Origin of the sequence: Streptomyces sp. NPDC017936 (genome assembly GCF_044328485.1) — a bacterium.
Taxonomy (GTDB): domain Bacteria; phylum Actinomycetota; class Actinomycetes; order Streptomycetales; family Streptomycetaceae; genus Streptomyces.
Genome location: NZ_JBIRHK010000024.1, coordinates 24,800 through 51,337 on the forward strand (window position 1 = coordinate 24,800; position 26,538 = coordinate 51,337).

12 protein-coding genes and 1 pseudogene are annotated in these 26,538 nt (G+C 66.1%); 11 read left to right on the forward strand and 2 right to left on the reverse strand.

Annotated elements, in window-relative coordinates; genetic code table 11:
* The first annotated feature begins 53 nt into the window (after positions 1–53).
* Complete coding sequence (locus tag ACH4F6_RS35870; RefSeq protein WP_397964581.1) at positions 54–4,202, forward strand: hypothetical protein; 4,149 nt, start codon at positions 54–56, stop codon at positions 4,200–4,202.
* A gap of 227 nt (positions 4,203–4,429) precedes the next feature.
* Here ACH4F6_RS35870 and ACH4F6_RS35875 read toward each other — a convergent pair whose 3' ends face one another.
* Positions 4,430–5,449, reverse strand: coding sequence for a hypothetical protein (locus tag ACH4F6_RS35875; RefSeq protein WP_397964582.1), 1,020 nt, complete (start codon positions 5,447–5,449; stop codon positions 4,430–4,432).
* Between the two features lie 814 nt (positions 5,450–6,263).
* Between ACH4F6_RS35875 and ACH4F6_RS35880 the strand changes: the two genes are divergently transcribed.
* The 9 genes and pseudogenes from ACH4F6_RS35880 to ACH4F6_RS35920 all read left to right on the forward strand — a co-directional run bounded on the left by ACH4F6_RS35880 (position 6,264) and on the right by ACH4F6_RS35920 (position 14,357).
* Positions 6,264–6,818: a transcriptional regulator gene (locus tag ACH4F6_RS35880; RefSeq protein WP_397964583.1), complete on the forward strand. Its 555-nt coding sequence runs from the start codon at positions 6,264–6,266 to the stop codon at positions 6,816–6,818.
* A gap of 65 nt (positions 6,819–6,883) precedes the next feature.
* Positions 6,884–8,467 (forward strand): Mu transposase C-terminal domain-containing protein, encoded by a 1,584-nt coding sequence (locus ACH4F6_RS35885; protein WP_397964584.1) that lies wholly within the window; start codon positions 6,884–6,886, stop codon positions 8,465–8,467.
* Positions 8,464–9,576 (forward strand): AAA family ATPase, encoded by a 1,113-nt coding sequence (locus ACH4F6_RS35890; RefSeq protein WP_397964585.1) that lies wholly within the window; start codon positions 8,464–8,466, stop codon positions 9,574–9,576. The genes ACH4F6_RS35885 and ACH4F6_RS35890 overlap by 4 nt, the downstream gene beginning before the upstream one ends.
* Entirely contained in the window at positions 9,573–10,340 is a 768-nt protein-coding gene (locus tag ACH4F6_RS35895) for an AAA family ATPase (RefSeq protein WP_397964586.1), read from the forward strand. The genes ACH4F6_RS35890 and ACH4F6_RS35895 overlap by 4 nt, the downstream gene beginning before the upstream one ends.
* A complete protein-coding gene (locus tag ACH4F6_RS35900) occupies positions 10,337–11,479 on the forward strand; it encodes a hypothetical protein (RefSeq protein ID WP_397964587.1) in 1,143 nt (380 codons plus the stop codon). The genes ACH4F6_RS35895 and ACH4F6_RS35900 overlap by 4 nt, the downstream gene beginning before the upstream one ends.
* 436 nt (positions 11,480–11,915) lie before the next feature.
* Positions 11,916–12,689 (forward strand): transposase family protein, encoded by a 774-nt coding sequence (locus ACH4F6_RS35905; protein ID WP_397964588.1) that lies wholly within the window; start codon positions 11,916–11,918, stop codon positions 12,687–12,689.
* A gap of 33 nt (positions 12,690–12,722) precedes the next feature.
* Entirely contained in the window at positions 12,723–12,851 is a 129-nt protein-coding gene (locus ACH4F6_RS35910; protein WP_397964589.1) for a hypothetical protein, read from the forward strand.
* A gap of 151 nt (positions 12,852–13,002) precedes the next feature.
* Positions 13,003–13,848 (forward strand): annotated as a pseudogene (locus ACH4F6_RS35915) (IS256 family transposase); the annotation flags it as partial.
* A gap of 251 nt (positions 13,849–14,099) precedes the next feature.
* Entirely contained in the window at positions 14,100–14,357 is a 258-nt protein-coding gene (locus ACH4F6_RS35920; RefSeq protein ID WP_397964590.1) for a hypothetical protein, read from the forward strand.
* A gap of 444 nt (positions 14,358–14,801) precedes the next feature.
* Here ACH4F6_RS35920 and ACH4F6_RS35925 read toward each other — a convergent pair whose 3' ends face one another.
* A complete protein-coding gene (locus ACH4F6_RS35925; protein ID WP_397964591.1) occupies positions 14,802–18,830 on the reverse strand; it encodes an FG-GAP-like repeat-containing protein in 4,029 nt (1,342 codons plus the stop codon).
* 842 nt (positions 18,831–19,672) lie between these two features.
* Between ACH4F6_RS35925 and ACH4F6_RS35930 the strand changes: the two genes are divergently transcribed.
* On the forward strand, positions 19,673–26,416 hold the full coding sequence (locus ACH4F6_RS35930) for an RHS repeat-associated core domain-containing protein (RefSeq protein ID WP_397964592.1): 6,744 nt from the start codon (positions 19,673–19,675) through the stop codon (positions 26,414–26,416).
* Positions 26,417–26,538 lie beyond the last annotated feature (122 nt).

Genomic DNA, 26,538 nt, shown 5'->3' on the forward strand with positions numbered 1-26,538 from the left:
CCGGTCGTGCGAACGCGGCCATTTTGGAGATGGCCCGCCGCCACTGTCTGAACATGACGTTCACCGAGTTCGGCGGCCAGGGTATGGCCGAGGCGGCCACCGGCCTGCCGATCAACACGCGGCAGGTGAGCTGCCTCGTGGCGCATGGCGGTGCCAGCGCGAACTTGGACTGGATCGCTGGGGAGTTCTACGAACAGCATTGCGTGGGCTGTTCCCACCGCCGTCCGACGGGCGACGTGCCGAACCTTGCCACGGTCATGGATGAGCGCAAGGAGGCCGCAGCCAGAGCCGAAGCGGTAGAACGAGCGGAAACGGCGAAGCGGCACCGCGCCTGGCAGCAGCGTGCGGAAAACCGTCGGGGCACGCAGGCGTCGTCGGATCCAGCAATGGCCAGTGCTCTGGACGACATCGCCCTCCTGGATCAGGAGCCGGGAACGGAACGGGACCGGGAGGCCTGCGATGGCGCGCTGCGGCGATTGACTGCACTGGCCGAGCGGGCGCCGGAGACCTTCAGCACCGCGGTGATCGCGTTGGCCCTGGACCTGGTGACCGACGTCCACGTCCCGGAGTTGCTGACGCCGCTGCGGCACGTGGCCCGCGTCCGCAGCGAGCACGCAGCGAATGTCCTGCGAGCCGCTTTGGCCACGCTGCGGCACAGTCCTGTTGTCGAGGCCGGCCGCTGCGTGACCGACCTGCTGCGTCCCCACGATGGGGACCAGGTGGACGAGCCAGTGATCCGGTCCCTTGTGTACCTCGCTGAGCCTCAAAGCCGACGCTTCGGGGTCTACGAAGGCGGAACCGGAGACGCCAGTGCTCTTCGTGTGGCAGCCGGAGCGGCCCCTCAGGCCGTAGCCCGTGTACTCACCAGCATGCTGCCGGCCCCGCGACCATCCGAGTCGCTAATGGTCCCGCCAGGTGTGCGGCCCGCTCCTCAATCAGAACGAGAGCTGGAGATGGATCGGCGTGCTGCCGCAGCCGCCGTACAGGCCCTGGCGTTCACCCACCCGGATGTGGCAATTGCACTCGTGCCGCAAATGCTCCTGAACCTGGGGGTGGACGGCGACCACCACAACGATCCCGCACCGATCGCCACGGTTCAAAGGTCCCTCGCCACCCTGCTCGTCCTGGAGGTGGGTGACGTGCCTGCCCAGCTCGAGCACACCGGCCGTACAGCCGGAGACTTCGTGCGCGAGCGTCTGTTCGGTGTGCTGGAGCAGGCCGGCCGCCTCATCGACCCTGGGTACAGATTTCGCACCGCGGGTGATCCTCAGCTCGATGCGAGCCAGCAGAGAAGAGTCTTCGAGTATCTGCTTTCCAGGTGCCTGACCCGCGTCGGGGGTGACTGGGGCGGCCACGTGCGCTTCCCGGCCGCGACTTTGATCGAGCAGCTGGCCCAGACCCATCCGGCCTGGACGCAGCTGCAGCTGGCTGCCCTCCTGGGTGCGGCCCTGACAGCCATCGACACACTGGAGTCGGCGAATACCACCCCCACCCCGCTCCTGGCCGCCCCAGAACCGGCCCCGCCGGAGCTGCAGTTCCTGGAGCGAATGGCCTACCGGCAGTCGTTGGCGTCCAGCATCGGCAGGCTCCTGGACGCTTTGGAGCACATCGCCACCATCGATGCAACGGCAGTATGCGGCGCGGTCATCGACACCATCACCGACGAACGCGACAGCCAGCGCAAACACGTCATCGTGCCGCGCTTGCTGCCGCTCCTGGGGACGCTCGGACGACGCCACGGCGACCACCCCGGCCTGCTGCGGATGATCATCCCGCTCCTGCACACCTACATTGTCGACTCCGATGTAGCCTCGCGGTCGGCAGCGCTAACCGCCTGGGCGGACATCGGCCGCGCGCATCAGCTGCCCTCGAGCATCTCCGACCTCCTGCCAGCGCTGCTCACCGACCCTTACCTAGGCGTCATCGACGGTGTCCTCGACACCGCCCTGCGTCTGGACTGGAGCACCGAGGACAGCGCCTCTCTGCTGGCCTACGCCCTGTCGGTCTGCGAACACGTAGACATCGCCCGGTTTCCGGACACCGTCAAGAAGGCCATGGCGGCTGCCTCCAATCTCTCCCGAGGCAATGAAGCCCTCAGGATCCACACGGAGCAGGAAATCCTCCGACGCGCCGCCGACCTCGACGGCTACGACCTACGCGACGCCCTGAACGGTGACTGGCTGCCGCAGACCGCCACCACCCCGGCCATGGCCCAGCTGCGGCTGCGCCAAGTGCGCGACCCGCGCGTCAACGACCGGCTTAACGCCCACGACAACCTGGAACTGTGCGCGCTGCTTAACTGCGGCTCGGGCCTGGCCAGCCTGACGGTGGAGGATCTTCAGGCGGCCGCTCTCGAACTCGGGCCACACCAGGTGGTCGGTGCGGCTGAATACGCCGAAGTCGCCTGGCGGGCAGCCCGCCCCGGAGATGCCGCCACCATCATGAACAGTGTCCTCAAGGCAACCCCGGACGAGCCTGCATTTACCCTCCACCGAGCCCTGCTCACCCTGATCGCCGCCGCGGCCGCCTTTGATGCAGCCGCGGTGGCCGGAGAAGATATGCGTGCGACCGCCCTTGCGCTGACGCATGCTGCTCAAGCCGTCGGAGCAGACAACGATGTGAGCGCCTTGGCGGACCAAGTCCGCACTCGTGTCACAGCCCGAAGCCTTCTCATGGGCCACGAGCTGGTACCGGCTGCCGGGGCAGGCCAGGGCCATTCCGACAGCGATCCGGCCGTCGCGCTCCGCGCCCGCGCAGCCCACTTGCAGAGCACCGCCGCCACGCTAAGAGAGCAGTGTCAGCAGGCAACGGCGACCGCCGCCTACGGCCGGTGCTTCGCCGCCCTGTGCGAGGTGGCCGCCTTCCTGATCCGACTTGACGCAGCGGAACTGAACGCTGACACCATCGAGATGAACGCCCTGGCCACTGCAGCGCGCCGCCGCGCAGCAGTGACCGCAACCGAACTGGAGAAGCGATTCCACGACACTGACCCGCTGGCCGGACCGCTGATAGCCGCTCTGCGGCACGTCCAAGCCGTCGCAGACGCCAGCGGCGTGGCTGACCTCCTGGCGGAGTGGGCCGTCCTGCCCCTGCCACTTGTCATCGCGCGCGGCCCACGCCGTACGCCACTCACTTCCCACACCGTCTTGGGCAACGAGGCGGACACCCAGCTGGTCGAGGACCAGCCGGCCGTTGCGGTCGTACTGGCCAGCGTGGACGGACGCCTTGTCACCGGCCCGCAGGTCCTGCGTCACTCGACCGTCTACGAACTCCGCCTGGACGTACGCACCGGCCCCTGGCCCGAGTGGGCCGAGACCCTCGAAGCCGAACTCCTCAGCCACTTCACCCCCAACGAAGCGGAAACGCCCACCTACCTCTGGACACGCCCGCCGAGCGCGGACGGCCCCGACACACTGAGCGCCACCGGCACACTCATCCTCCGCTTCGCTCTGCCCGCAGGCAGTCCCGCCCCGCCGTTCTCGGTCAAGCTGCGCTGGCGCGGAACCCGGGACGGCAAACCCGTTACCGAGAGCCTCGACACCGCCGGACACCGCGAAATCCGATTCCGGCCCTTCGACGCCTCACGCGACTTCCTGACCAACTTCCCCGTCTTCGACGAGCGGCTGCTCGCCCTCTACGAAAATCTGCACCGGGCCGGTTACGACGAGGACCAGCTCCAAGCCTTCTGCCGCCTCTTCACCGCCATCTGCCGCACCGGCCTCACCATGACGTGGAACAAGCAATACAAGCGCGGAAGCCACGTAACAGAGCGCAAATTTCATGACGACCTGTACAAGGAACTCCAGGCAGAGCCGGAACTCGGCGGGCGCTTGCAGCGAGGCACCCCACTCGCCCTGGGCTACCTGGATGTCCGGCACGATGGCGTCACCGCCGAGCTCAAAGTCGAGCGCAACACCCCGGTCACCCGAGACAGAGCCCCCAAGTACATGGGGCAGCCAACGCAGTACGCAGCCGCCGACGGCGCACGCCTCTCGATTCTCTGCATCCTGGACATGAGCCGTAAGGCCTCACCTGTCGGTGTTCCGGAGAACTACCTCTTCACCCTCCAGCCAGCGCTTCACGGACTGACCAACCCCGAGGCGCCTTCACTCGTCGCAGTCATCGTCGTCAACGGCAACCTTCCGAGCCCCAGTTCCTGGTCACGTCGCAAGAGCCCCACACTGCCGCCCTCATCGCCCTGAAGCGCCCTGCCGCCGACCGCACAGAACCAAGGCAGACGAGGCGCTTCGCTGCCCAGGTTGCCACGCTGAGCAGCACATACGCGGTCGAAGTCATCGCTCCACACTGCTACCTGAGGGTGCCCGAATGAGAATCAACCTGATCGCTGCGCCAGCCGGAGCACTCGATGTGATCGGCATGCGGCTGCAGGCATCCTGCAGCCGCCTTCGGTCCGGCTCGGCCCAGCTCGTCAGAACAGCGACTGCTGGGCGGCGGGCGCCGAGCGGGGCCGGGGAAGTGGACGGGAAGGATCCACGGGAGGCAGCGGGTTGCCGTGCCTGCCGTCGGTCAGCGTGTGACGGCACGCATCCCGCAGGGCTGGCAGCTCATGCCGCGCGCCGAGCAGGCCCAAAAACTCCTCGACGCTCCAGTCGATGAGCGCACCCTGGCGGGAGAGGTAGAGCGCGACGGTGGAGATGGAATGCGTGTCGCTGTAGTCGAGCAGCAGGTATCCGGCCAGCTGGTAGATCTCTGCGCGGCTGATGCGTTCCGGGCGGATGGTGGCCTTGCAGTCGATGAGTGCGCCATTGAGGATGAAGTCGGCGTCCGCGCCACCGACCTGCAGGCTGCCGTCGAAGACGGGGCCGCAGACCCGGGCGCTGGCAGGCAGGAGCCGCATGTTCTCGAACGGGCCGGGGTCTGCGGCGAGTTGCATCTGCTGGCGGATGTCACCGACGACGTAGTGCGGCACAGCATCGACCAGGTCGTCCAGGGTGGCATCGGCAGCACAGAGACCGAGCGTGTTCCCGCGCAGCCAGCCGCAGTGACGGAAGATCGCCTCGAAGCTGGAGGCGACATGGCACAGCCGGATGAGCCGGTCCTCGTCCGCTGATGCAAGGCACAGAGGTTGCCCTGCATCGTTGTGGTAGCCGGCCAGTTCTTCCAGCATGGTGTCGCCGGCCTTCTGGACGGCGCGGATCACCTCTTGGCTGGGCCAGCCGTCGTCGTCGATGACGGCCCGGACGATGCCCTCCTTGATGGGGGCGCCGGTCGGCGCTCCCAGGGAGATCCGCAGGCGGTGATCAATGGTGTGGCCGAGCATCCGGTACTCGGGCTTCAGCCCGGCTTCCACTTGCGGCCGCAGCGGGGCAGGGAAACGGGCTAAGCGTGTGCGGTAATCGTCGAGGACGGCCTTCGTGTCGGGGAGGTGTTCCGCCAGAAAGCGAGAGATGGGAGAGCGGGGGTCCTTGAGATGGGAGGTGAGACTCATGGGGGCATCTTGGAGGACGGCGCTGACAAGGCCTATGCGCCGAAACCTTCCTGCAGAGTCCGTCTGAAGGGTCATCAAGCCATGCCCTCTTTCCGTCGTCGACAAGCCGAGTCTGCCTGACCAGCAATAACTGGACGGACTGAGCGTTCAATGGCATTCCAAAGCGCAGGGATTGAGTCAATTCCACGGGAGTCAGGGTGAGTTGGGGCGGGGAATCCGGCAATTGACTGTCAGACCCGAACGCTAGTGTTCCTGTTGTCCTGCGTCGACGCACTTGCTAGGTATGGCGTGCGCATGCCGAAGTCAGCTACCCGCGAGTCGTTACTCGCAGGTAGCTTAGGGCGGAGTTGAGACCTCGCTTACTCCTTCGTGGCTAAAAGTGGATCCTGCGCCATGAGGGGTGGCCTGCGTATTCGCTTATTCGGCGTCGACAGCGAGATTTGCGCTGGCTGAACGCATGCGTCGCCTCTCGGCCCGCGCTGGCTGTTCGATCGCCAATCGATGCCTTACCCCGTCCGGTTCGGCACCTGGCAAACCGGCCGCCGACGGCGGTTTCTGGAGCCGCGAAATGCCCCAAATGTGTCGCACCTCGATGTCGACCTGAACTCGTTCCGTCGCACGCCCGCTCTCCTAGGGTGCCGTGCATCGGAGCCCACGGCTCCCAGCCGGCCAACTCGCCAAAACCACCGTGACGGTGGAGGCCCAGCAGCGTGCAGGGCGCAGCGATTTGGCGCCCTCTCCGACCGAGAGGGCGCCCCTTCAAAGCCTGCAGCGCACCACCCCATGATCACGTGAGCCCTCGGAGAAGACTCGTATGGGATTCGGACGATTAGGCGCCCAGGGCGTGCCCGCGGCTGTAGCCCTCAGCACCACTCTTGATGAGATCGCCCAGGTCACCGACCCCTACATGACGCCGTCAGAACGGCTGAGACGTAACCTGCTCTACCTCACCCGCTCCCGCACCGGCTACACCTACATGCAGGACTGCGGCATCCGCATGGACCGGCGGATGATCGCTGCCTGGCTCGCCGAGGAACGCCACCCACGGCCCGAGCAGCAGCAGCGCTTGGAGAACGCCTTCCGCCTGCTGCGGCGCCGCAACATGGCACCCAGCATGACGCGCCGGCTCAACGACGGGGGCGGGACCCGCGTGGAGATCTACCCCGTCGACCAGAGCGAAGTCGACGACAAGCACCGGCGCACCGCCCGCTGGCGGCACAAGAACATCTACCGCTGGGACCCCATCGTCACGGCCTGGTCGCGCAGCGACCTGCACGCGCTGACCCATCGGTGGCGCGACGTGATCACCGACTTCGATTCCGACTGGCGCATGTATGAGCACGTCACCCACCTCGGCTTCTGGGCCTGACCCCGTCGCTCACCATGGCGCGGGACTTCGAACCGTTGATCGACCTGCACCGAAGGAACGCCTCCATGGAGTCCCCGGACCTCGAGGTCCTCACCGACGATGACCTGGCCCGACGGCAGCGAGCACGCCACGAACTCATGGGCCCGGCCGTACGTGCCCTGCTGGACTTGTCGCAGCGCGGGGAGCTGACCACCGCCCACGTCGAACTGTCCGCCCACACCCTCGGCGTCCACGTCCGGACCGTGTGGCGCAACCTGGCCCGCGCCCGCATCGGCGAACCCCTGCGACACAGCCGGGGCCGCTTCGAGATCACCGACGACATCCGCACGCTGCTCGCCTACCACCGAGGCAACGTCAAGGCCGTCCACAGAGAACTCGCCCAGGACGCCCAGAAGGCCGGCGCCACCCCGGTGAGCCTGTCCACACTGCACCGCGCCGTCAAACGCGACCTGACACCCGGTGACCGGGCCGGCCTGAAAAGCGGCATCCCCGCCTCCCGCGGCCACGACCCGCACCTGCGCCGCCCGCCCACCGCCCGCAACGAGGAATGGGAAGGCGACCACAAGCAGGCCCCCGTCTGGGTCTGGGCCGACGGACGGCTGGTCAAACCATGGGTGACCTGGTTCTGCGACTGCCACACCGGCATGATCATGGGCTGGGCCGTCACCCCGCACTTCCCACACCGCGGGTCCATCCTGGCCGCCCTCAGATCCTGCATCCTCCATGGCGACGGCTACGGCCCGGCAGGCGGCCTGCCCACCCGGATCCGCATCGACCGCGGCAAGGACTTCCTCTCCCACGCCGTCCAGGACGCACTCGGCGCCTTCGCCGTCCAGGTCGACGTCCTGCCCCCATATACCCCCCACCTCAAAGGCAGCATCGAAAACCTCAACCGCGCTGCCACCAGCATGTTCTTTTCCACCCTGCCTCGCTACACCCGCGCCCAGAAGCTCGACGCCCGCCGCCGCTCGGGACAGAAGGACCCAGCCCTGACCTTCGAAGGCTTCGTGGAGCTCTTCGCGCAGTGGGTCAAGGCCCGCAACGCCGAACACACGATGGCCGGCTACGACGACCTGACCCCGCTGCAATGGTGGAACAGTGACCCTGTCCCGCTGCGCGAGGTCAGCGCCGAAGACCTGCACGCCTTTCTCCTGGAAGGCGACCGCTCCACGCGGGTCATCCACGGCCACGGGATCCGCTTCAAGGGACGCGACTACATGGCCGGCTGGATGACCGGCCGCTCCGGCACCCGCGTCCACATCCGCTTCCAGCCCCACCATCTTGACCAGATCGAAGTCTTCGACGCCGACAACCGCCACCACCTGGGCTCCGCCTACCTGGCCGACCAGGCCACCGACGAGCAGATCGAGCAGGTCTATCAGGCCCGCACCGAACGTGCCCGCCGCGTGCGCCGTGACCTGCGCCGCGCCGAAACCCTGCGCCGCAGGCGCTTCAAACCCCACACCACTGCCGGACCGGCCCAAACCGACACAGCGATGACCCGCAAAGAAGCCGCCAAAGAACTGCGCACCTGGCGCTCCAGCCGGCCCGCAGACGATCTGCCCACCGACTACATGCCCCGCCGGATCACCCCACCCGGCCGCTGGGCCGTCCCCGACACATCCACCCCCTCCGAGGAACACCTGTGACCACCGCGCTCACCGACCCCGACCCGCCCCCCGGCCAGGCCACCCGCATCGTCCGCGGCCAGGAGGTGCGCTGGCGAGGCCGCCTCTACACAGCCGCCTGGATGACCGCCCACGCCCAGTGCACCGTCCGCATCCGCCCCCACGGCCCCGACACCATCGACATCTACGACGCCACCACTGGACAGCAACTGGGCACCGCCCACGCCCAGCCACTGCGCCCCGCATCCCCCAACGCCCACACCACCCTGACGACCACGAAGGACACAGACGTGACCGACACCGACACCACGCAGACGACGCCCCGCCCCGACCAGGACGCGGTCGTCGGCGAACCCGACTTCTACCTCAACCTCGCCGACGCACGCATCGTCGCCACCGAAGCCCTCCTCGAAGCCGGTGAGAACATCGCCGACACCATCGAAGCCCGCGCCATGTCGTGCATCTACGGAGATGCCGGCCTGGGCAAGACCTTCTCCGTCCTGGCCGCCCTGAAAGAGATCTCCGCCGAACGCGTCCTGCTCCTGCAGTTCCGCTCCCGCCCCACGCCCCGCGACATCCGCCAGGAACTGTTCACCGAACTGCGCCTCGAGGGAGAACCCCCCTCCCACCCCAGCGAGTTCGACCGCCTGCTCAAGCGAACCCTGGCCCGCAAGCCCTACGTCCTGGTCTGTGACGAAGCCCAGCAGTTCAGCCGTGAATGCTTCGAATTCGTCCGCCACCTGTGGGACACCGGCAAGGGCAAGACCCGCCCCGCCGTCCTCTTCGTCGGAGGAGAAGAGGCCTACAAGACCCTCTACAACGAGCCCGCCCTCGCCTCCCGCATCTACATCTGGCAGGAATTCGCCCCCATGGAAGCCGACGAGGTCCAGCGCAACATCCCCCTCTTCCACCCCGTCTGGGCCAACGCCTCACCCGAACTCATCGACTACGTCTACGAAGAAGGCGCCGGCGGCACTTTCCGCGTCTGGTCCAAAATCACCTACCACATCCTCGAAGGCATGAAGCGCCGCGGTCTTGAAGAGGTCGACGAATCCATCGCCCGCTGGGCCATCCGCCGCGCACTGCCCCACCGCCGCCGCTCCCGCCGCCCCCAGCAGGATGCCGGATGACCTCCACCGACAACACGCAAAGCGCACCCCACTACCTCAGCCTGCCCGACGCCCGCACCGTCACCACCCAGGCCGTGCAGGCCGCCGGCCACGCCCTCGACAACGCACTACGCGAACAGAGCATGATGTGCCTGACCGCGGACCCCGGCGTCGGCAAGACCTTCACCCTGCACATCCTGTGCGAGCAGCGACCCACCCTGCCCGCACTGCGGCTGCTGCCACGCCCCCAAGCACGCCCCGACGACCTGCGCCACAGCCTGCACCGCGCCCTCAACCTGCCCGGCGACCCACCCCAGGACGCCGGCACCTGCGACGACTACCTACGGCACACACTGGCAAAGCCGCCCCGCCTCCTCGCCATCGACGAAGCCCACCAACTGTCCGCCTCCTGCATCGAATACCTGCGCTACCTCCACGACGACCCCGCCCCGCAGATCACCATCCTGCTGCTTGCCAGCCGACCCCGCCTCAAAGCCCTACGCACGCAGCTCACCCTGATCAGTAGAGTCACCACCTGGCACCACATGGAACCGCTCGCCGCAGACGAAGTCCTCACCGCCCTGCCCGACTTCCACCCGCTGTGGCACAGCACCCCGAGCCACACCCTCGCCTGCCTGGACGACATGTGGGCGCACGGCAACATGCGGCGCTGGGCCGCCCTGACCCACCAGCTTCAGGCCCACCACCGCCGCCACCCCGACCATCCGCCCGACCCGGCCACCCTCCTGCGCCGCCTGGACCCTCGTCTGGTCCTCACCTCATGACCTCAACGCCTTGCAATGCCGCACCGGACGAGACCTTCCATAAATGGACCCCCGCATGGTCCCCGGACCACACCGACCCCGGCCTGCCCCCCATCACCCTGATCACCGACACCCGCGACGAGCCGGCCTACACCACCACCGCACTCGCCGCCCATCAGCCAAGGCTCGGCCGCATCGCCGTCCACCCCACACCCCTGGCCACCGCACCCGCCTACCTCGCACACGACCTGATCCGCGCGCTCGGCAAACACCTCCCACCCCCAGACATCGACCCGCCCTGGTGGACCGGTAACGCCGAGGACTCCTGGCGCGTAGCGGCCGCATGGACCCAAGCCCTCAGCATCAGCCACTACGTCATCTGTCGCGCCCACCGCATCACCGGACGCCACCTCGAACACCTCATGGCCCTGCGCGAACTCACCCGCATCCGCCTCACGCTCGTCATCAGCGGTCCAACGCCACCTGCCCTGGCCACCATCCTCAACGCCGTCACCCGCCACCAGATCGACACCTTCGAAGATGCCCACCAGCACCTGAACCAAGACCCCTCACCTCGGGCTCCCGCCAGCTACCCCTGGTGGCACAACACCCCGTTCCCCGCTCCTCACGACGAACCCTGGTACGAGCTGCCCCCATGCCCCCGGCGCCCCCCCGGGGCACCCGACGAAACCACTATCAGCTCCCACTGCACTCCCAACCGGCTCTCTTCCGCCGACAGCCGACCACCTGCCATCGCTCTGCCGGCACATACCCACCCAGACACTCCCAGCCCCCACCACGAGACCGTGGCTCAGCGCATCCACACCCGCATCGCCCACCCCGTACACGCCGCTGCTGTCGCCATCCGATCCCTGACCGGCTACAGCACCGACCAACTGCCCCAGCTCACCATCGCCACCTCACAACACCCACGGGCCGACCTCCCCACCAATCTGCCGGACTGGGCGCGCCTCCTTCAGGACGCCGCCCTCATCTACACCGACCTGCAGCAATACATCCGCCACGATCTGCCTGCCCACATGACAGGCGAGAACAGGCCGTTCCGGTTCGGGGCCCGAGACAGAAACGACGTTGCCCATGCCACCGAAACCTGCCACCTCGTCGCAGCCCGCGTCCGCCGTGCACGCCAACGGTCCTGAGAAAGAAGCGTGATGAGTAGTAGCCTCCCCGCCATCGGAGGTCTGTCAGCGGGGTCGAAGTCCTCTACGAAGCCCAAGCCTTCGCGAAGCGTCTGGACTTCGCTGGGATCGGAAACCCGAAAACCGGACGGAACGACACGGGCGAGCTGCGGCATGTACAGCGCTGCAGCCTTGATCCAAGCCAAGTCACGGAAGTGAACGTAGGGGTAGTACAGCCCGATGGCCAGCATCCTCAACTCCCTGGTCGGTGCACCAGCCCCCACTGGCGCGACCAGCGCCATCCTAAGGGCTTGCCGGAGAACAACATGTGGGCGGGCAACACGCTGACCTGCGAATCCAGGTCACAAAACCCACAGGTTAATTTCCGGCAGGCCCTAACGAGCTCGTGCACGATAGGCGGTGAGGCGTCGAGCTCGTAATCGTCGATCATGGTCGTGTGGTGGGGAACGCGTCTCGTGCAGCGATCATCAGCGACCGGAGGATCACCGGCCTGTCGGCCGACGTGATCGCTGAACTCGTCGTAGAGCTGGGCCTGTTGTGGCACGAACGGCACCAGGCCAAGCTTGCGTCCCGGCCGTGGAAGCGTGCTGTGGGCGCGGGTGCGAAGCACCGGCTGGTGTTCGTCGACCGGCTTCTGGCCACGCTCGTGCACCTCCGACACGGGGTCACGCACGACGTGCTGGCCTGCTGGTTCAAGGTGGACCGCGCCACCATCACCCGTGCCATCGCAGAGGTGCGACCGCTGCTCGCCGAGCGAGGATGCACGGTGAGCCCTGGCCTTCGACTACGGACCCTGGCCGAGGTCATCGATCACCTCGGCGCCGGCGGGAAGACCGGGATCATCGACGGCACCGAGATCCGGGTCCGCCGGCCGGCCACCGGACGCAAGGACCGAGACACGTTCATCTCCGGCAAGAACAAGCAGAACGCGGTCAAGACCACGGTGGTCACCGACGAAGACGGGCGGGTGTTGTTCTGCAGTCCGGCCAGGCCCGGCAGCTGCGCGGACATCACCCACGCCCGCCGGCTCGGGCTGGTCAAGCTTCTGGCCGATGGGTCCGCGGTGGAGACCCTTGCCGATGCCGGCTACCAGGGCCTGGGCGCCCAGACCGGCGGCCGGGTGATCACACCACCCCACCGCAAGTTCAAGAAGAACGCCCCCAATTGGTACGAGGAGATACACGAACGCCAGCGCAAAGCCCACTCCTAGAGGCGGATCCGGGTCGAGCACGGTATCGCTCACTTGAAGAACTGGCGTGCTCTGACCCGCCACCTCGGCCGCCGCGAGCACATGAGTCACACCGTCCAGGCCGTCGCCGGACTGCTGTCCCACCAGCAGATCGCGGACCTGGCCTCGGCACGGCAGATGTGAACACGGAGCCATGCCGAAGCTTTCGACGCCTCACCGCCTACCGTGCATGAGCTCGTTAGGGCTTGCCGGAGAACAACATGTGGGCGGGCAACACGCTGACCTGCGAATCCAGGTCACAAAACCCACAGGTTAATTTCCGGCAGGCCCTTAGCTGTCGAAGTCTCAGGGCAACGCGATGGCCAAGCACTTGGACGAAGTAGGTCGTCGCCTTTCGTAATCGACCTTTGGACGCCGGCTGGCCTGTATGCGTTTGTCTGGATCGATGCGCTCACCCGGAAGGTCCGTGAAGGCGGCCACATCACAGGTGTCCACGCGTTGGTCGCGGTCGGCTTCAATGCCGACGGCCACTGCGAGATCCTCGGCCTGGACGTGGCCACCGCCGAGGACAGTGCCGGCTGGCTCGACTTCCTGCGCTCGCTGATCGCCTGAGGTCTGTCCGGCGTCCAGCTCGTCGTCTCCGACGCGTACGCCGGCCTCGTCGACGTCATCAGGGCGGTCCTGTCTGGTGCGTCGTGGCAGTGCTGCCGCGCCCGCTATGTGAGGAGCTTGCTGAAATAGGTTCCCAAATCGGCCCAGTTCTGGGTGGCCATGTTGCTGCGGACGGTCTTCGAACAGCTCAGCACGACGCGGTCCAAGCACAGATGAGGCACGTGCTGGGCGCTCTGGGGGCCAAGTTCCCAAGATTGCAGCCTGCTTGGGCGCCGCCCAGCGCGATCTGCCGGCCTTTGCGGCCTTCCCGCGGGAGATCTGGCGGCAGATCTGGTCGAACAACTTGCAGGAGCGGCTGAACAAGGAGGTCCGCCGCCGCACCGGCGTGGTCGGCATCTTCCCCTACTGCGCCGCCGTCGTCCGGCTCGTCGGGGCGGTCCTGACCGAGCAGAACGACGAGTAGACCGAGGCCCGCCGCTACATGGGTCGCGAACTCTTCGCCGAGGCCCGGCTTCACCGGAGCGAGTCAGAAACCGACGACACCGCGCTGCCCGCCGAACTCACCGCACAGCCTCAAACGAGATCACTGAATGGCCGTCGACACACCACTCCAGCGGGCGTGACCCGGACGGGCTCGGCAGGGCCGAGGACGGAGCCCCAGTGGTGTCGACCCGGATGCGTGACGGGCGAACGCTGTTTTGAGCTCCCTGGCCAGGGAGCGCTGCCCCTCCGATTCCTCTACCAGTACGGACTGTTAGCCTCCGGTCGAATTGAGCGCGCCATCGGCGGTGCGCATGCCCTGAAGGGGAAGGGACGTCCGTGCTTTTTTTGCTGCTGATGTTGGGGCTGGTTGCTGCGGCCGGTGGTGGCTGGGTTGCGCTGAACATACGTGGCGCTGCCGTGTCGCTGGAGCAGCGTCAGGGACGGAACCTTGAGTTGCGGAGGCAGGCCCAGGGCAGACTCGATTCGCCTGATCTCTGGATGACGGTCACGGGTTTCCGCTGGTTGGGGTCGGCCGTCGGGCTGGGAGGAATGGTGCTGGTGCTGCTGATGACGCTGCTGCTGACCGGCGCCTGACCTCGGTCCGATGACTTCCGGTCCAAGGCGCCGGCGAATGTGATCCACTCCTCAACCGTTTGTCCATCCAGTCCATGATCGCGCGCGGAGGCGAGGGCCGGTGAATATCTGCTTCCGCTCGCAGAGCGGGGCATTTGAGACGATGGCGATAGCGTGTCGTCGTTTCTGTTCGGCGAGGATCTGAAGCGCTGTGTAAAAGGTCTGACAGCTATCGACGTTGCATCCGTCCTCGAGGACGTTCGGTCCGGTGTACGGCGAGGCGTTTGGCATGAGCCCCTGCGACGGCGACCGCGGCCGTGTGTAGCTTGCGTGGTTTCACCCAAATGGGTGAGCTGTTTCTGCCGCTGCCGGGGGAGCGGTGGCATACGCCGGCTGATGACCAGCGGGGCGGGTGCACGCGCAGAGACGCATGCACCCGCCCCGCTGTCGGGGTTGTTCGGGGTGTCAGTTGTAGGGCTTGACGATCTTCATTGCTTCGTACGGCCAGCTGCTGGACTGGGCGGTCCAGCCGGCGAGGCCACCTTTGAAGGTGGCGTCGGGGCCGGACCAGTTCCAGGTCCAGGTCTGGACGGTACCGTTCTGCTGGCGCAGGGCGGCCAGGTCGTCGTGGCCGTCGCCGTTGTAGTCGCCGGTGGCGAGCTGGGTCTGGTTGATGTCCCAGCTGAGCTTGGCGTCGAGGGTGACCTTGGCCGAGCCGAATTGGTTCTTCCCGTCGAGGGATTCGGCGAACATGGTGGAGACCTTGTCGCTGCCGTCGTTGTAGGCGTACCAGATCATGATGTCGTCGCGTCCATCGCCGCTGAAGTCACCGGTGTGCGGAACGGCCTGGTCCCAGTCGAGGGAGCCGGTGTACCACCAGGACGTCGGCGCGCTGAAGCCTCCGGTGACACCGGCAAGGAAGGTGTAGGTGCGGATGGTGTCGTCAACCTGGCCGTAGAAGACGGCGATGTCGTCGCGGCCGTCGCCGTTGAAGTCACCGGTGGTGAACTTGCAGCGGTTGCGCGGCCAGGTGCCGGCGGGCGCGGACCAGGATTCGAAGGGGGTGTTGAAGCCGCCGCGGATGTTGGCGGTGAAGGTGAACAGCTTGGTGGTGCCGTCGGGGTAGGCGTACCAGATCGCGACGTCGTCGCGGCCGTCGCCGTTGAAGTCACCTGCCTGCGGGGTCATGTATGAGCCGTGCATGACGTTCGGCCCCACCTTCCACGAGGCGAACGGCGCGGCGAAGCCGCCGTTCGACTGGCCCAGGAAGGTCAGCATTTCTAGGCTGGTGTCAGTCTTCGGGTGCAGGGCAGCGATGTCGCCTCGGCCGTCGCCGTTGAAGTCGCCGGTGACGAACTTCATGTACTTGGCCTCGTACACGCCTGCTGCGGCGGCATAGGACTTCAGCGGGTCCTTGAAGGTGCCGTCGGAGTTGGTGAGCAGGCTGTAGGCGGCGTCGGTGCCGGCGGTGAAGTCGTTCCACCAGGCCAGGTCGCTGCGTCCGTCGCCGTTGTAGTCGTGGCGCGGGCCGGAGCCGTTGGACCACAGGGCCTGGCTCTTGGCGTTGTAGACGACCAGGTTGCCCTTGTCCTGCAGCAGGACGTAGCCCTCACCGGTGAGATTGGGGGAGGATTTCGTGAAGTTTGCCGTGCTCCAGGGCCTCATTTTGCCGTCACTGCTGTAGATGGAGAGGTCGCCGTTGGCCTCGACGCGGGCGGTGGCGTTGGCGTTGTTCGAGATGTTGGTGGACCACACTTCCGTGCCGGCCTTGGAGGTGACGGCGAGGTTGCCGTCGGCCTTCATGGTCAGGGTCGCGGAGTTGGAGGTGACGGACTGGCCGGAGGTGAGCTGGGTGCCGGGTACGAGGCGGGTGCCGCCGGTGATGCCGTCGATGTTGAAGGCGGTGGCGAAGCCGGAGAGCTGGTTGTCGGTGAGTTTGCCGGGCCAGCCGGTCATGGTGTTGTCGGCCTTGCGGGTCCACAGGTCGAGGACGCCGTCGCCGGTCAGGTCGCCGGAGGTGCCGAGGAAGGGGTAGTCCGCCTTTTTGAGGCTGGTGGCGATCTTGGTGCGGTTGCTGCCCCAAGTCGCGAGGTTGAGCTTGCCGCTGATCGGTTCTTTGGCGCCGTTGGAGCGGTAGAGGTCGCCGGTCGCGTCGTCGCGCAGGAGCAGGTCGGGGATGGTGTCGCCGTTGAGGTCGCCGGGGGAGACCACGGTGAACTTGCTCCAGTCGGTGTCGGTGTCACCGGCGAGGGACGGGTCGATCCTGTCGATGCGAGCCGACCGGTGACCGTAGTAGACCCAGAGCTTGCCGTCTTCCTTGACCAGGAGGTCGGAGAAGGAGTCCCCGTTGAGGTCGCCGCCCGCGGTGGTCTGGTCGGCGTTGGACCAGTGATCGTTGGCGGGCTCGTTCACGCGCAATTCCAACGGCTTGTCGCGTTTGATGCCTCCCTGGCCATTGTTGAGGTAGACACGCAGCTTGTTCGCCTGCGCGTTCTCCTCGTATTCGAGGGAGATCAGGTCGTTGTAACCCTCCTGGCTCCAGTCACCGGAGAGCGCGACCTGCTGGCCCGGGAATGTCCCGCCGGCGTTGGTGGCAGCGTAGAAACGGCCTTCTCCCTGGCCGGCGTGTGTGAGAAGCGTCCCGTTGGAGTCGGTGCTCCAGATGTCCTTGAAGCCGTCGCCGTTCAGATCACCGGGCTCGTCACGAGCTTCGGCCCGGGTGGCGTAGTAGAGGTAGGAAGCGGTGTCGGAGCGGTTGCCTGCCGCGTCCACGCTGTACACGTACACCAGGTGCGGGCCGTAGGAGGGAACCTTGAGGTCCGCCCAGGGCGCATCCGGTGAGGCATCCTTCAGCGAGGGGTCGGTGTCCGTCCACCAGGAGTAGCTCTTGATGTCTGTCACGCTGTTGGCGGAGAACAGGAAGCGGGCGTCGGCCCGGGCGGGGCCGGTCGTCGCGGGCCAGCCGTTGTCGCCTGGAGGGTAGGCGTTGTTCTGGGAAGTGATGATGGGTGGCTTGCTCGGCCGGACGCGGTCGATACTGAAGGTGCAGGTCTTGCTGTACGCGGAGGAGGCGCCGTCGGCGTCCTTGGCCCGCACCTTCCAGGTGTAGATCCCGCTCGGAGTCTTGTCCGCGGGCAGCACTACCTTGGCCATCTTCCCGCGCACGGCCGGGATGCTGCTTGTGAAGGCAGGGGTGGTGGAGCCGGCGGCGAAGAGCTGGAATTCGGCCGTCAGGTTCCCGGCTTCGGGATCGTCGATCTTCGCATACAGGGTGACCGAGGTGTTGCCGATGGTGCCGCCCGCCGTGCAGCTGGTGTAGGGGGAGGTGCCCAGGTCGCTGGGGGTCTCGGGCGGGTTGTTGTAGACGACCTCCAGGACTGCCGTCTTGGGGTCGAACTTCTTCCAGCCGAAGGTGTCCGTCTCGCTGGCGGCGTACATGCCCAGGGTGACGCTTGTGTCATTGGCGGCGGCTGCCTTGCGGACGGCGGTGGTGGCGTTGAACTCCAGGTTGCCCGCCGGGCAGTCGCTGCCCCATCCCTTGGAGGCGTTGACGCTGTCCAGCATGGAGCCGATCTTGCCGGGTTGGTTGTTCCAGGTGGTCTTCTGGGAGATGCTCCCGACCTCGAACAACTGCACCTCGCGGGCCTGGCAGGACCAGGACCAGGTGTTGCGGATCCGGAAGGTCGCGGACTTGATCTGTGCGCCCTGGACGGCGCTGGTGTCCAGGGCGAAGAAGGAGCGTGAGATGCGGTCCAGGCCGCCCGTCTCGGCCTCGTAGCCGACGCGTACGACGTCCTTGGCGTCCCAGAACGACGTGCTGGGGTAGGCCTGGTAGACCCGTGCCCAGTGGGTGCGGGTGGTGCTGTACCAGGTGGGGTCGATGTAGACGGGGTAGGTGGTGTCGGCCCCGGTCAGCAGGTCCTGCTCGGGGGTGATCGTCAGGGTGTCACCGCTGATCACCGTGTCCATGGTGGCGTCCTTGGCGCCTGCCCCCGGATCGAACGCATTCTGCGTCGTGGTCGTGGTGACTGTGCTTGCGGTGAAGGCGGCGGTGAGCTGCTGTTCCTGGGCGGTGGCGGGCCCGCTTGAGTCCCACATCATCGGCGTGGGGCTGCTGAAAACGAGCTGGCCGGCGGGGTCGGTCGCCTGCAGTGCTCCGGTCTCGCCGTCCTTGGCGACATCCAGGCCTACCGTGCCGATGGTGAACTGCAGCTGGGCCAGCTCCGGGTTGGCGGCCGCCTCGGCACTCTTGACGACGAGCAGCTGGGAGAAGCCCTCCACCTCGGCCTTCAGCTGCAGGTCCACACCGGGCAGGACCTCGGCGTAGGTGGCCACATTGCCGCTCAGAGTGGGAGCGGGCAGAGCTTTCGGCCACGTCAGCGACAGGGTGCGGCCGTCCCGGATCCCGGTCAGCATGGGCCCTGTCCCGCCGCCGGAGAACCGCACCGACACGGAGGCCGCCTTGGGCACCACCGAACCGTCGGTGGCGAACACCAGCGTAGGGTCGGCCGCGACCCACGCTCCGTCGCGCCATACGCGCACAGCCTGTCCATGCTGTCTGACGGCAAACGAGCCGTCGGGTTGCGCCCATGTGTCACTCGCCTCGGTGCGGGCGGAGACGACTTCAACCGGCTGCCCGAAGGCCTCGGCGTCGGCCAGCGCCTTGTCCTCCTCGGTCATTGAACCGTCGGCGACCGGATCGGACGCTGCGGTGAACGCCTCGGCCGTCTGTGCCGGCGAGGCCGCTGCCGTACTGACGGGCAGTCCGGGTACCACGATGCCGAGGGCCAAAAGCCCAGTCAGCCAATGGAATCTACGCCTTCGGAAAAGCGCCCCACCCTCATGTTCTCTGGACACGACTTCATTCCCCAATCCCTGTGCCCTGATCCCGCGCAACTGTATAGGAAGCGCGTGGAGACATTTCAGCCAGAAGTGCGCTCTGGCGGCAACGTGGAGCGTGAAGAAGGTGTGCATGTGGAGTGAAAGAGAAAAGTCGGGCAAGCCTGACTGATCGTCATGCACCCTTCCTGACCAGCCATTTCACCGCCATGTAGATAACCTCACAACTCGCTCATATCCGACTCAAATGCTGACAATAATTGGCTGTTTCATGCGGCACGGAGCGGGGGAAGCATTTCCCGCAGCCGATCTTCCTGTTACCTTCTGGAGGCTTTGTTTACCTTCACGAGGGGTGGGGCGTGAGGCGGTTCGGCGTGCGCAGATGGGGCAGCCTTCTTTCGGCTGCCCTCATACTCGGGATGCTCCCTGCGAACAGTGCAGTGGCGCTATCCGACGGAAAGGAACCGAGCCTTCCCAAGCCAAAACAACCACCGACCGTGGCTGTGAAGCAGATGGCAGCGGGCAGCACGGACAAGCGGCCGAACGCGGCCCGCCCCTGGAAAGCCCCGAAGGTCACCTGGCCGGACGCGGGCAGTGCCACCGTGCAGCTAAACCCCACGACAGACAGAACCACGCCGAAGAAGGCCGGTTCCCTACCGGTCGCCCTCGCCGCCCCGGCGGGGAAGCAGCGAACGACCACAACGCCCCTCACCAAAGCCACAGTCACGCTCGCTGACCGCAAGAAGGCACGCAAGGCCGGCGTCGACGGTCTGCTCTTCTCCGTCACCCGCGCGGACGGCAGCCCCGCCGCCGGCACCACGTCAGTGCGGGTCGACTACAACTCCTTCAAGGGCGCCTACGGCGGTGACTGGGCGGCCCGGCTGCGCCTGGTGCAACTGCCCGACTGTGCACTGACCACACCGGAGAAGCCGGCCTGTCGTACTGGCAAGCCGCTGCCCACCACGAACGACACCAAGAGCGGCGCACTCACTGCTACCGCGACTCTCGCCGCCGCATCGCGTACGACCACCACGACGGCCGCCGCCTCAGGAGCGGTGGTGCTGGCCGCCACCGCGGAGGCCTCAGGCGCGAGCGGTGACTACAAGGCGACCTCTCTGCAGTCCTCCGGTTCCTGGTCCGCGGGCGGTGCGACCGGCGGTTTCTCCTGGTCATACCCGATCGCCACCCCTGGAGTACCGGGCGGGCTCAAGCCTGCTGTGTCGCTGGGTTACAGCTCCCAGGCGGTCGACGGGCGTACCTCGGCCTCCAACAACCAGCCGTCCTGGATCGGTGACGGCTGGGACTGGCAGCCGGGCTACATCGAGCGCCGCTACAAGTCCTGCAACGACGACAAGGACAAGTCCGGCGCCACTAACACCACCAAGGTCGGCGACCTGTGCTGGTACAACGACAACGCCGTCATGTCCCTGGGTGGCAAGACCATCGACCTCGTCTACGACGCCAAGGAAGGCTGGCACCCGGCCTCAGACAGTGCTGAGAAGGTCGAGAAGCTCACCGGCGCCGTCAACGGTGACGACGGCACGGCCGGCGTCGACGGCAAGGGCGAGTACTGGAAGGTCACCACGTCAGACGGCACCCAGTACTTCTTCGGCCGCAACAGACTGCCGGGCTGGAGTGACAACGGCACCGCCGCCGACGACCCAGTGACCAACTCGACCTGGACCGTGCCGGTCTTTGGCAACCACTCCGGCGAGCCCTGCTACAACGCCTCCTTCGCTTCCGGCTGGTGCCAGCAGGCCTGGCGCTGGCAGCTGGACTACGTCGTCGACCCCCGCGGCAACGCGATGGCCTACTACTGGTCCAAGGAGTCCAACAACTACGGCCGCAACGTCTCCGAGACCACCGGCAATGCCACCGTCACCCCGTACGTGCGCGGCGGCTGGCTCGAGCACATCGACTACGGCCTGCGCTTCGACGCGGTCTACACGGGCAAGGCCATGGGCCAAGTCCACTTCGGTGTCTCCTCCCGCTGCCTGACCGGCTGCACCTTCGACGAGGCCAACGCCACCAACTGGCCCGACGTCCCCTACGACCAGTACTGCAAGGACGGCTCCACCGAGTGCAAGGACCAGTACTCACCCACGTTCTGGTCCCAGAAACGCCTGACCTCCATCACCACCAAGATCCTCACCGGCGGCTCCTACTCGGACGTCGACACCTGGACCCTGGCACAGACCTTCCCCTCCTCCGGGGACGGCATCTCCACTCCGATGTGGCTCACCTCGATCCAGCACACCGGCAAGGCCGGATCCGCCGTCACCCTGCCCGCGGTCACCTTCGAAGGCGTGCAGAAGCCCAACCGGGTCGACAAGCTCTACGACAGCCTGGCGCCGTTCATCCGGCTGCGCATGAGCCAGATCCGCACCGAGACCGGCGGCTCGGTCGGCGTCGACTATTACGACCCCGACTGCACCGCCACCACCCTGCCCGCAGCCGACGCCACCAACACCACTCGTTGCTATCCGGTCAAGTGGCCCTTCGAGGGGGAAGACGCCAAGCAGGACTGGTTCCACATCTACCCGGTCAAGCGGGTCATCGAGGGCGACAACCTTCTCGAGTCCCCCGACACGGTCACCGAGTACACCTACCTCGGCGGTGCCAAGTGGGCGAAGAACACCGACGAGTTCACGAAGGCCAAGGACCGCACGTACTCCGTCTCCCGCGGCTACGAGCGCGTGCAGACCCGCAAGGGCGCCGGAGCGGACGCCCGCACTTTGACGGAGACGCGCTACTTCCGCGGCATCGACGGTGCCGAGGTGAAGGACTCCGCAGGCGTCGCAGTCACCGACCGCGAACAGTTCGCCGGCATGACCCGCGAGAACGCGACCTACAACGGCGACGGTGGCGCACTCGTCTCCGCAACCTCCTACACCCCCTGGCGCTCGGCGGCGACCGCGACACGTGACCGCAGCGACGCCGACCTGCCCGCACTCGCCGCTTACCACACGGGCATCGCAGCAGAGGAGACCCGCACCACGGTCACCAGCGGCACCCGCACCACCAAGACCACCCGCAGCTTCGACGCCTACGGCATGGTCACCCAGGTCTCCGAACACGGCGACATCGCCAAGACCGGCAGCGCCACCGTCATCGGCGACGAAAAATGCACGACCACGACCTACGCTCGCAACACCACGAACTGGATCCTCAACACCATCTCCCGCGCCGAAACCGTCGCCGCACTCTGCAACACCGACGTCAATCGCCCCGCCGACGTCATCGACGACGTGCGCACCTCCTACGACAATGCAGCCTTCGGGGCCGCCCCCACCATGGGCCTGGTCACGAAGTCAGAGCGGATCAACGCAACCGGCACCGGCTATGACACCACCAGCTCCACCCCCAGCACCTGCGGCACGGCCAAGAACCAGCTCTGCTACGACCAGTACGGCCGGGTGCTGGCCGCTGCAGACGCATACGGCGAAGTCACACGCACGACGTACACCCCCGCGACAGGCGAAAGCCCGACCGGCCAAACAGTCACCAATCCACTCGAGCACACCACAACCACCAAACTCGACCCGCTGCGAGGCCAACCACTCGAGGTCAAGGACACCAACGACCGGATCACCTCGACCGCCTACGACGGTCTCGGCCGCGTCACCAAGGTATGGCTGCCCACCCGCTCGGCCACCACCTTCCCCAACGCACCCAACTACTCCTACGCCTACCAGATCCGCACCGACGGCCCGGCCGTCGTGACCACCAAGCACCTCGACCACAACTCCAAGTACCAGACCAGCTACGCCTTCTACGACGGCCTTCTGCGCGAGCGCCAGACCCAGACGGTCTCGTCTGACCTGGCCGGACGCCTGGTGACGGAGACCTTCTACAACACCCGCGGCGAAGTCTGGCGTACCTCCGGCACCTTCTACACCACAGGTGCACCCGAGCCGGTCCTTGTGACGGGACAGGACACCAGCTATCCGTCATCGACCGAGACCGTGTTCGACGGCGCCGGCCGACCCACGACGGTGATCGCCAAAAAGTTCGGCGACGAGACCAAGCGCACCACCACCAGCTACACGGGTGACACCACGACCGTGATCCCGCCCAAGGGCGGCGTCGCAACGACCACCGTGGTGGACGCGCTGGGCCGCACAGTCGAGCTCAAGCAGTACACGAACGCCGAACGCACCACGTCGCAGTCCATGCATTACCGCTACGACAAGCTCGGCCGTGTCGACCAGATTACCGACGCCTCAGACGCCAAGTGGACGTACCGCTATGACGTCCGCGGCCGCAGGACCGACGTGACCGACCCTGACACCGGCACGTCCCACACCACGTACGACCAGGGCGACCGTGTCACCGACGTCACCGACGCCCGCAGCATCACCCTGCACACCGATTACGACAAGCTCGGCCGTCGCACCGCGGTGAAGAAGGGCACGGCGACGCTGTCGTCATGGACGTACGACAGTGTCGCCAAGGGCCAACCCGCCTCGGTCACCCGCTACATCGACGGCAAGGCCTACATCACCGAGACCACCGGCTACGACCCCTATTACCAGCCGACCGGAACCAAGGTCACCGTGCCCGCGGTCTTCGGCCTGCCCGCCAAAACCTACGAATGGTCCAGCTACTACGAGAAGAACACCGGCAAACTCCTCGACACAGAACACCCCGCAGTCGGTGATCTCCCCGCCGAATACGTCAGTACTAACTACGACGGCGGCGGCCTGCTGTGGACCCTGTACGCCGAGAGCGACCCGCTGATCTCGGATGCGACCTACGACCACTACGGCCGCAACACCGTCTTGGAGCACGGCGAGTTCGGTCAGCACCTGAGAACCACCAGCGTCTACGACGACCACACTGGCGCCCTCACCGACGCCTACACCGACCGGGACACCGCTCCCCAGCGCATCGAGGACAGCCACTACACCTACGACCCGGTCGGCAACATCACCCAGATCACCACCAACTACGGCCAGGACGCGGCCCGCACCACCGACACCCAGTGCTTCGCCCTTGACCCCCTTGCCCGTATTACCGAGGCATGGACGAACACCGGCAGCACCTGCGCCGCCGCACCGTCCAGCGACGTCGTCGGCGGCCAGGACCCATACTGGACGACCTACAGCTACGACGCGGTCGGCAACCGCAAGACCGAGACCCAGCACAAAACCGCAGCCGGTCCGACCACCGACACCGTTCGCACCTACACCGCGCCGGCCAGCGGCAAGCACAACCTGCCCGGCGTCACCCAGACCGGCACGGACCCGCACACCGAGACCTACACGTACAACCCGGTCGGCGCGACGGAGACTCGCACCTTCAAGCAAGGCACGACAACATCCCTCGGCCAGAACCTCGTGTGGGACGACGAAGGCCACCTGAAATCCGTCACCAGCAACGGCACGACCACCAGCTACACCTATGACGCCGACGGCCAGCGCCTGACGCGCACGGATTCCACCGGCACCACCCTCTACCTGCCCGGTGGCAACGAACTCCACGTCGACAAGGCCGGCGCGGTCACCGCCACCCGCTATTACAGCACCGGCACTCAGACCGTGGCCATGCGCACCAGCGGCAAACTGACCTTCCTCCTCACTGACCACCACGGCACGACCACCACACAGGTCACCGCGGACGCTACTCAGGCTATTACGCGCCGCAAGACAGGCATTTTCGGCACGGAACGCGGCACTCAGCCCGTACCCTGGGCCGGCGACAAGGGATTCATCGGCGGTACCAAGGACACCGACACTGGGCTCACCCACCTCGGGCTCCGCGAATACGATCCCGCCATCGGACGCTTCATCAGTGTCGACCCGATTCTGGACCTCAATGACCCCCAAACGGTCAACGGTTACGCTTACGCAGGCAACAATCCGGTGACATACAGCGACCCGAGCGGTGCTATCCGGGTGAACCCGGATGGGACGCAGTGCAGCGGAGGCTGGTCCGAGTGCGGTCCCGGACCTAGCTCCGACACCACGGGCTCAGGGGTAAGCGTTGTCTCCACGACGACTGAAAGCGACACCGGAGGAGATGGCGGCGATTGCGGTTGGTTCTCCACCTGTGGTTGGGGCAAGGCGTGGGATCAGGGTAAGAATTGGGTCTCTGATCACAAGGTCACCGTCGCCAAAGTGACGACTGAGGTCGTAGTAGGTGGACTGTGTTACGGCACAGCGGCAGCCACAGGCACCGTGACCGGAGGCGCCGGTTTCGCCGCGGCGACGGGATGCGGCGCAATCACCACAGCCGCAGGAGTAGCTGTCGAAAACGCCATGTCCGACGATGCCGACCACAGCATTGCCGGCCAACTCGGTGACATGTCCGATGCGGCAGTATGGGGCGCTGCGGAAGGCGCCGTTGGCTTCGGTATGGGCAACGCGGCATCAAAGCTTGGCAACGCAGCAGCCAAAGCCCTTGGAAAGTGTCACAGTTTCCTACCAGGAACGGGTGTCCTCCTCGCCGACGGCACGAAGAAGGCCATCGAAGACGTTACTGTCGGAGACATCGTCGTCACGACCAACCCGGAGACCGGCGAAACTGTCGAAAAAAAGGTCGTCGAAACCATCACCACGGAAGACGACAAAGACTTCACCGAGATCGTCATATCCGTGAACGGTGAGCGCTCCAGCATCGTGGCCACAGATACCCACCCGTTCTGGGTCCCCGACCTGAAAGAATGGGTCAACGCTGGAGACCTCCAACTCGGTCAGACACTCCGCACCAGTGCTGGCACCCACGTCCAGATAACAGCGCTCAGCCACTACACCAAGCGTCAACGCACCCACGACCTCACCATCGAGGACATCCACGCGTACTACGTGCTCGCGGGAGCCACACCAGTTCTGGTTCACAACTGTAATGGCGGCACGACTGTCTACCGCGGAGTTTCAGAAGTAAGTGGAGAGACTGGTGGCGCCAACCCTGCCTTCGATGATGCAGTGGAGGGAATCGCCAGACCTCGAGGGGGAAATTCCACACCTGAGATGCATCATCTCGGTATGACTGACAGCGACTACACCAGTTGGAGTATCGATCCTGCTGTCGCTATTCGGGCGGCTACCAGGGGAGGTAATAGTGGTGTTGTGATGAGAGGTGTTATTCCGAGTGGACGTACCCACGTTCATGTGAACGATCAGCCTTGGGTTGAGGATGACCTTCGCGGCGAGTTTGAAGTAATTATTCAAGGGGTCATGCAAGGTGAGCCCCGGGCGGTATGGCCTGGACTGCGACCAGGCGACCTCGGGTTCGGGTAAGTAGACTCTGATGGGCGGCACCCGCGAGTGCCGCCCATCAGAGTCCGGTTTGGAGTCATATTGGCAACTGTACGAGAAGTTTCCGCGGCGAATATTGCCGAGATGCTTCGAAGGTCCGAATG

What these genes read in the sequence shown, in the direction of transcription:
- ACH4F6_RS35870 (WP_397964581.1), top strand. Translation starts at nt 54, where the DNA reads ATGACGTTCACCGAGTTCGGCGGCCAGGGTATGGCCGAGGCGGCCACC.
- ACH4F6_RS35875 (WP_397964582.1), bottom strand. Translation starts at nt 5,449, where the DNA reads ATGAGTCTCACCTCCCATCTCAAGGACCCCCGCTCTCCCATCTCTCGC.
- ACH4F6_RS35880 (WP_397964583.1), top strand. Translation starts at nt 6,264, where the DNA reads ATGGGATTCGGACGATTAGGCGCCCAGGGCGTGCCCGCGGCTGTAGCC.
- ACH4F6_RS35885 (WP_397964584.1), top strand. Translation starts at nt 6,884, where the DNA reads ATGGAGTCCCCGGACCTCGAGGTCCTCACCGACGATGACCTGGCCCGA.
- ACH4F6_RS35895 (WP_397964586.1), top strand. Translation starts at nt 9,573, where the DNA reads ATGACCTCCACCGACAACACGCAAAGCGCACCCCACTACCTCAGCCTG.
- ACH4F6_RS35900 (WP_397964587.1), top strand. Translation starts at nt 10,337, where the DNA reads ATGACCTCAACGCCTTGCAATGCCGCACCGGACGAGACCTTCCATAAA.